Consider the following 7,379-nt stretch of genomic DNA (forward strand, 5'->3'; position numbering starts at 1 on the left):
TTATGCTTCTCCTAATCTTTTATTAGATTGGTTACAGTCTCGATGGCATGAATTAAAGGATTTAGCTTTATCAGATGTGGAGTTTGAAAAACTAACTATTGAATCTAAAATTAATATTTTTAGTAAATTAACTACAAGTTTAAGACGTATTCCAAGTACCCGTGAAACGATTAGAAAACAGATTGATAATCATAGTGTTGATTTAATTGCTACTTTAAATGAATTTATTGAAGAGGCTCAAAAAAAATTACCAGAAGCACAATCAAAAATAGTTGTAATTCCTGATAATCTAGATAGAATCATACCGATTGAAAGAGGTAATAAAAGAACAAGTCATGATGAAATTTTTCTGGATTATAGTAATCAGTTAACTGCCTTAAATTGTCATATTGTTTATACGATTCCTATTTCTTTAGCTTATTCAAGTCAAGCAACTGAACTACGAAATATTTATGCAAGTCCCCAAGTTTTACCAATGATTATGGTCAAAAATCGTCAAAATGAATCTTATGGGAAAGGATTAGATAAACTCAAAGAAATTATTGAAAAAAGGGTTCATTTGATTGACCCTGAGATTGAGATTGATACTCAAATTTTTGATAATTCAGAAACTAGGATAAAGCTTTGTCAGATGACTGGCGGTCATGTCCGAGATTTGATGTTATTAATGCAATCTGCTATGCGTCAAGTTGATGATTTTCCAATAAATATAAAAGCAGTTAATCGTGCTATTAGTGATGCTAGAGATGGGACTTATCGAAATGCAGTTAATTCTGAAGAATGGGATAAGTTGGCAAAAGTTTATTGCTCAAAAAATATCGATCATAATGAGGAATATCGCAGTTTATTATTCCGTCGTTGTGTATTGGAATATCGAGATGTTGATGTAGAAGATAATCCTGTACGTTGGTATGATATTCATCCTTTAATTGAGGGAACATCAGAATTTAAATCTGCACTAAATAGATTAATTTCTAATGAGTAATAGCTTAGTCAGTCCCATAGAAAATTTTAGACCAGATGAACAAGAAATTTATCTTACCCTGAAACGTGATTTATCCTGGCGTGAAGGTTTTGGTATTTTATTTGTCAAGTGTACTCCTGTACAAAAAAGTTTGATTATTGGCAAAGTTAAGCAAGATATTCCAGACAAAAAAATTGATGTTTTAAAATTAGAACATTATATTGATAATTTATATGATTGGATTGCAGATAAGGTTAAAGATAATTCAATTAATATCTTATTTATTAGTGGTATTGAAAAGTCTTTAAATTTAGATGAACTTATGAAACTAGACCAAGAAAAACCAAAAATTTCTCACGAAAAAGGTTCGGTATCACGCATATTAGGTCATCTAAATTGGCAACGGGAAAGATTTAGAGATGATTTTAAATGCTGTTTAGTTTTCATAGTCGAGAAATACACCTTAAAATATTTAGTGCGTCGTGCCCCAGATTTTTTTGATTGGCGTTCTGGAGTATTTGAGTTTCCTGTAGATAACGACGAAATTGATTTACTACAATCTTATGTTCCATTTAAGGGTGATCTTGAGCAAGCAAAACAAAGGGAAGTATATGAAGATTTTGCATTATTTTATCAAAAAAAAGATATAGATACTCAAGAGTCTTTTTTGTTGCTGAGAAAGCTTCTCTTATTAGGCCATGAAAATAATTTTGAGCGTTATCTTGATCAAGAAAAACAAAGGAAAGCACCTGAAAATTCTGCATTAGATCAAAATAAAGACATAGATATAGATAATAAAGAGTATGTTTTGTTGCTGGGAAAGCTTCTCTTATTAGAGTATGAAAATAATGGAGATTTAAAATTTCTCTACTCTGTTATTAAATCGAATATTGATAAATTAGATTACTTTTTTGCCAGATTGTTACAAAAGTGGATAATTGATACTTGTTCTGAAGTTAATCCAGAAGAAAAAGAAGCAATTTTAGGAATAGTAGAAAGTCTTTGTCTGGATCTTTCTCAATTCTCTTGGGCAAAATGGTCAAATGTTTTTGAAATAGCAATTACTGGATTAGAAACTATTTTAAATTTTTATCCCCACGAGACTTTTCCGGAACAATGGGCAAATACTCTTAATAATCTTGGTTATGTTTATAGTAATCGTATTTTTGGCGGGAAAGCTGAAAATTTAGAACAGGCGATCATTTATTATCTATATGCATTAAAAGTTAGGACTCGTAAAACTTTTCCTGAAGATTGGGCAACTACGCAAAATAATCTAGCTATTGCTTATACTCAAAGAATAAGAGGAAAAAGAGAAGAAAATCTAGAAACTGCTATTGGTACTTATTTCCTAGCTTTACAAGTACGAACTTATATAGATTTTTCTGTAGATTGGGCAAAAACTCAAAATAATTTAGGCAATGCTTATATATATAGAATATGTGGAGACAAAGAAGAAAATTTAGAGCAAGCTATTAATTGTTTTTATCAATCTCTAAAAATTTATACTCAAGAAAGTTTTCCTGAAGATTGGGCAACTACGCAAAACAATTTAGGTAATGCTTATCGGGAAAGAATAAAAGGAGATAAAGCTGAAAATATTGAGATGGCCATAACTTGTTTTAAAAGTGCTTTAATGGTTTATACGAAACAAGATTTACTTTTTAAAAGGGCAGAAACTCTAAAGAATTTAAGTAATGCTTATATAGAAAGAAGAAAAGGAGATCAAGCTAAAAATATTCAAATGGCGAGGGTTTGTTCAGAAACAGCTTTAGAAATTTTACTAAACAACATGGGCATAAATTCAAAATAATCTAGTGCTGCTACGCGGAAATCAAAAGTTAAAAGCGAGTGTGTAATTCTGAGGTTTCCTCAGAATGTAAGACACACTCAAGACAGTCAAAAAGTATTTATTGGTAAGACTTTTAGGATTTTGTAACTGGTTAGTTATTTCTGCCATCCTGCACTAGGCAATGCTTATCGAGAAAGAATTAGAGGAGATAAAGTTGAAAATATTGAAATGGCAATTGCTTCTTTAAGTATGGCTTTAGAAGTTTATACGAAAGAAAATTTTCCTTTACAATGGGCTGAAATTCAAAATAATTTAGGCAATGCTTATAGGGGAAAAATAAAAGGAGATAAAGCTGAAAATATTGAAATGGCAATTGCTTCTTTAAACATGGCTTTAGAAGTTTATACTAAAATAAATTTCCCTTTACAATGGGCTGAAATTCAAAATAATCTAGGTAATGCTTACCGAGAAAGAATTAGAGGAAATAAAGCTGAAAATATTGAACGGGCGATCGCTCGTTTACAATTAGCTTTAATGGTTTATACGAAACAATATTTACCTTTACAATTGGCAGAAATTCAGAATAATTTAGCCATTGCCTATGGAAAAAGAATAGAAGGAGATAAAGCTAAAAATCTTGAGACGGCAATTACAGCTTTTCAAAATTCCTTGCAAATTTTTACTCCTGAAAATTTACCTATTGAATGTTTAACGGTTAGTCATAATTTAGGTGATTTATACTTTCAAAAAGCAGAATGGCAATGGGCTATTGAAACCTACAAAATTGCTATTAAAGCAGTAGAATTTTCTTGTAGTTGGGCAACAACAGAAATACGTCGCCAAGAAATTATCTCCCAAGCTATTACTGTTTATTATAGTATCGTTGAATCCTACATGAATTTGGGCAAAATAGATAAAGTCATAGAGTATGTAGAACTTAGTAAAAATAGAACTTTAGTTGAACTTATTGCTAACCGCGACTTATATCCTAAAGGCGATATTTCATCCACAATTATCCAAAAATTAGATCGACTTAGGATAGAGATTATTTCTGAAGAAAAGCAACTAGCTATCGAACAAAATAATCATAAATTAAGAGTAATTACTGAAAGTGAGAGATTACAACCTCAACTGAGTGATTATAGTAAACTCAATCAACTTCAACAAGAGTTAGATGAATTAATTTATCGTGAAATTACCCCTATTGACACTGCTTTTCAACTTACACAAAAAGTTGAACCTATTACTTTTCAGGAGATGCAAAATTTAATTGATGAAAAAACAGCAATTATTGAATGGTACATTACAAATAATCAAATTATTACATTTATTACGACTCGTCATTATAATCAACCCCAAATTTTACAATTTTATTTTGTTGATATAAACAGTCTAAAAATTGAAAGGGAAAGCTGTATCAAAGAAGATGTAGAACAAGAAATAAGCAATATTAGAGGAATTTATGTTGTCTACGAAAGACCAGTTAACAAAAATTTTCTATTTCAAGATAAAGCTGCTTTCGATGAATTTGTTGCTCCTATAAATGAATATCTGAATCTCTACTACTCCGATAAACAAAAGTGGCTAAGTGAATTATCGTTTTATCTAAGAAATTTTGCTCAAATTCTGCATTTAGATGAAATTATTTCCCATATTCCTCAAAAATGCCAGAAAATTACCTTAATTCCCCATCGCTTTTTACACTTATTACCAATTCACGCTTTTATCTTAAATGATGGTAGTTATTTATTAGATCGTTATGAAGTAACTTATTCCCCAAGTTGTAGATTATTGCAACTGATTAAAAATCAGCAACGTCCTAACTTTGACAAGTTATTTGCTATTCAAAATCCTACGGAAGACTTAAGTTACACTGACTTAGAAGTAGAAACAATTAGTTCGTATTTTGATTATGCTGAAATTTTAGCGAAAGAAAAAGCAACTAAAACCGCCTTCAAAACTGATAATTACTTTTCATCAGTTAACTGTCTTCATTTTTCATGCCATAGTCGTTTTAATATTAATTCTCCTTTAGAATCATCTCTATTTTTAGCTCATGCTGAAACTTTGACCTTAGCTGAAGTCTTTGGGCTTAACTTGAGTCAATGTCGTTTAGTTACTTTATCAGCTAGTGAAACGGGATTAACAGATTTTACCGATCTTAGTGATGAATATATTAGTTTTCCTAGCAGTTTCATTTATGCAGGAAGTTCTAATGTTGTTAGTAATTTGTGGAAAGTTAGTGATTTATCTACTGCTTTTCTAATGATTAAATTTTATCAAAACCTTCGTCAAAATTTTACTGTATCAGTTGCTCTTAATAAAGCTCAAATTTGGTTACGAGATATCACTAAAAAGGAACTACAGGAATGGATTGAAAATAATCAACTTCCTATTGATGTAACTCTTAGATATGACCTTAAATATCAACTCCGCAAACTATCAGATAACGACCAACCTTTTAAAGACCCTTTTTATTGGGCAGCATTTTCTGCTATTAGTCAGTAAAGTCAATTTCTCATTAACTATATCTAAGTCACATTTCAATCTAATACTAAACAGATTAATAATCATCTTTGCATAATTGTCTATTTGAGCGATAATCATTGAAGAGTCATTTACATCAATACTCCAATATGAAATATATCCCGTTTGTTTTAATGAATCTTTCCCAGAAACTTTATGGAATTTTGAAGTCTTTGCAACGTAAATTAGGATTAGAAACGGCAGAAATTGATGATAGTTCAGAAAGTTTAATTCGAGAATATGGTATATTTATATTCCTCTTTGGAATTTTATTTTTGTTCGTAGCGTATCAAAGTTTAGCTAGTAATAAAGATAAGTAATTTTCATTAGATATGAAATAATTTCCTGAAATTACTACGGGGTCATTTCAGTTATCAGTACTTCTAGATGTTTGCGCAGCATTTCGTAGGAAAGCATTAGTATTGACATAAGGAAAATTCTCTTTTTTTATCCCCTTAAAAGGGGAGGCTTTAGACCATAATTTTTCGGTCAAAGTTTCCAGTCTATAAAATATTAACTTTTAACTTTTAACTTTTAACTTTTAACTTTTAACTTTTAACTTTTAACTTCCCTACCGTTGACCTTGAAAAATATGTTCAACCGTTAAATTCAATTCCGGAAAAATTAGAGACTTATTAATCACATCTTTTCCTCTAAAGTGTTGTACTTGATATTCTCCATTTAGAAGCTGATAAATAGAAATAGTTGGTTGTTTAGGATGCCCAATAAAACGAACACCTCCGATTCCCAAATAATCAACAATCCAATATTCACGAATACCCATTGCTTCATAATCAATTAATTTATAGCCATAATCATCACGCCAATTCGTACTAACTACTTCAACAACTAAAGGAATTGATTCTCCATCAATAAGGGTTGATTTATCATTCCATAATGGCTCATTAATCAAATTTTGGCGATTCATAATTAGTACATCTGGATTATAGCCAGTTTCTTTATCTTTGAGTTTGATTAATGCTTTCTGGGGAATACGATAGGGTAATTTCATCCTCATGTATTCTAGGGTTAATTCTTGAATAAGAAATCCAGTAATATCCTCATGTTTACCTGTGGGTTGCATTTCGATAATTTTGCCTTCGTGTAATTCATAACGTCTACTTTCGGGTAGCCATTCAGTAAATTCATCAAAAGTTATTATTTTTTGTAATAATTGAACCATTTTCAGTTATCAGTTATTAGTTATTAGTAAAATCTGGGTTGGCGGTGCGTTAATGAAATGTAACGCACCCTACTGGACTGTTTCAGCTCTTGCTTTTTCATGGTTTTAAATAATATTTATGGGCAAAAATATCCTCAATACAGAAAAGAAGTAGGCAAATTTTATAGGATTTAATATAGCAATTATAAGTAGGGTTTGCTGAAAAAGTCTTATGGGTTAGGGTAGGAGACAACCCACCCCTAACCCCTCCCAGGAGGGGAAGAAAGGAGACAGGAGAAAAGAGAATTTAGAGGAGATAGGAGCTAAGTTTTGTCCCAAGATTATTCTGCCCAACTATGCGCCTAAAATACTAACTTTTTGAGGGTGAAGAGCTGAAACAGGCGCACTTTTTTCGACTCCAAAAAGGCTAAAGCCTTTATCTGTAAATACCTTTAGATTTAATCAGCAAGCCTTAAGTAGAGAGGCACAAATAAACATCATTATTTAACGAAATTTTGAAGCAGTCGAAACTCTTGATATTTCTTCATTTCAGTTATCAGTTATCAGTTATCAGTTATTATTTGTCAGTAAAATCTGGGTCTTTCATTGGTTGTGCATTGTAATTATTTTTGTTACGAAACATCGTAGTGGGAGCATCTTGCTGCCGTACCAAGAATTTTTTATTCCTATCTACCATTACACGAGCAGGACTACCAAAAAATTAATTATTTGCCCACTCTATGAATTTACTTATAAGTTATAAGGTGCGTTGCAACGCACCTTATAATTGCTTTTAAATTTACTGAAAAATTCAGGTATAAAGCCTCTCCATTAATTAAGAAGAGGTAATTCTAAATTATAAATTATAAATTATTTAACCGTAAGCATTCAGCGCTTCAGCGCTTCAGCGCTTCAGCTATTGCTTTTAGTGAGCG

At 31.1% G+C, this 7,379-nt stretch carries 5 protein-coding genes; 4 read left to right on the top strand and 1 reads right to left on the bottom strand.

Annotated features, from left to right (window positions below; all coding sequences use genetic code 11):
- From AC3DU7_RS19995 to AC3DU7_RS20010, 4 genes are all read left to right on the top strand, one after another.
- Positions 1-985, top strand: a 985-nt coding sequence (locus tag AC3DU7_RS19995; RefSeq protein WP_488041061.1) for an ATP-binding protein, incomplete at its 5' end; no start/stop codon positions are given.
- A complete protein-coding gene (locus AC3DU7_RS20000) occupies positions 978-2,777 on the top strand; it encodes a tetratricopeptide repeat protein (protein WP_488041062.1) in 1,800 nt (599 codons plus the stop codon). The genes AC3DU7_RS19995 and AC3DU7_RS20000, both read left to right, overlap by 8 nt.
- Before the next feature lie 207 nt (positions 2,778-2,984).
- A complete protein-coding gene (locus AC3DU7_RS20005; RefSeq protein ID WP_488041063.1) occupies positions 2,985-5,264 on the top strand; it encodes a CHAT domain-containing protein in 2,280 nt (759 codons plus the stop codon).
- A 152-nt stretch (positions 5,265-5,416) separates the two neighbouring features.
- Positions 5,417-5,602 carry a hypothetical protein gene (locus AC3DU7_RS20010; RefSeq protein WP_488041064.1) on the top strand — a complete coding sequence of 62 codons (186 nt, stop codon included), beginning with the start codon at positions 5,417-5,419 and terminating at the stop codon, positions 5,600-5,602.
- A 251-nt stretch (positions 5,603-5,853) separates the two neighbouring features.
- On the opposite strand, the gene AC3DU7_RS20015 is transcribed toward AC3DU7_RS20010, so the two are convergent.
- A complete protein-coding gene (locus AC3DU7_RS20015; protein ID WP_488041065.1) occupies positions 5,854-6,465 on the bottom strand; it encodes a Uma2 family endonuclease in 612 nt (203 codons plus the stop codon).
- Positions 6,466-7,379: the final 914 nt, after the last annotated feature.

This window comes from Okeania sp. (assembly GCF_983059655.1).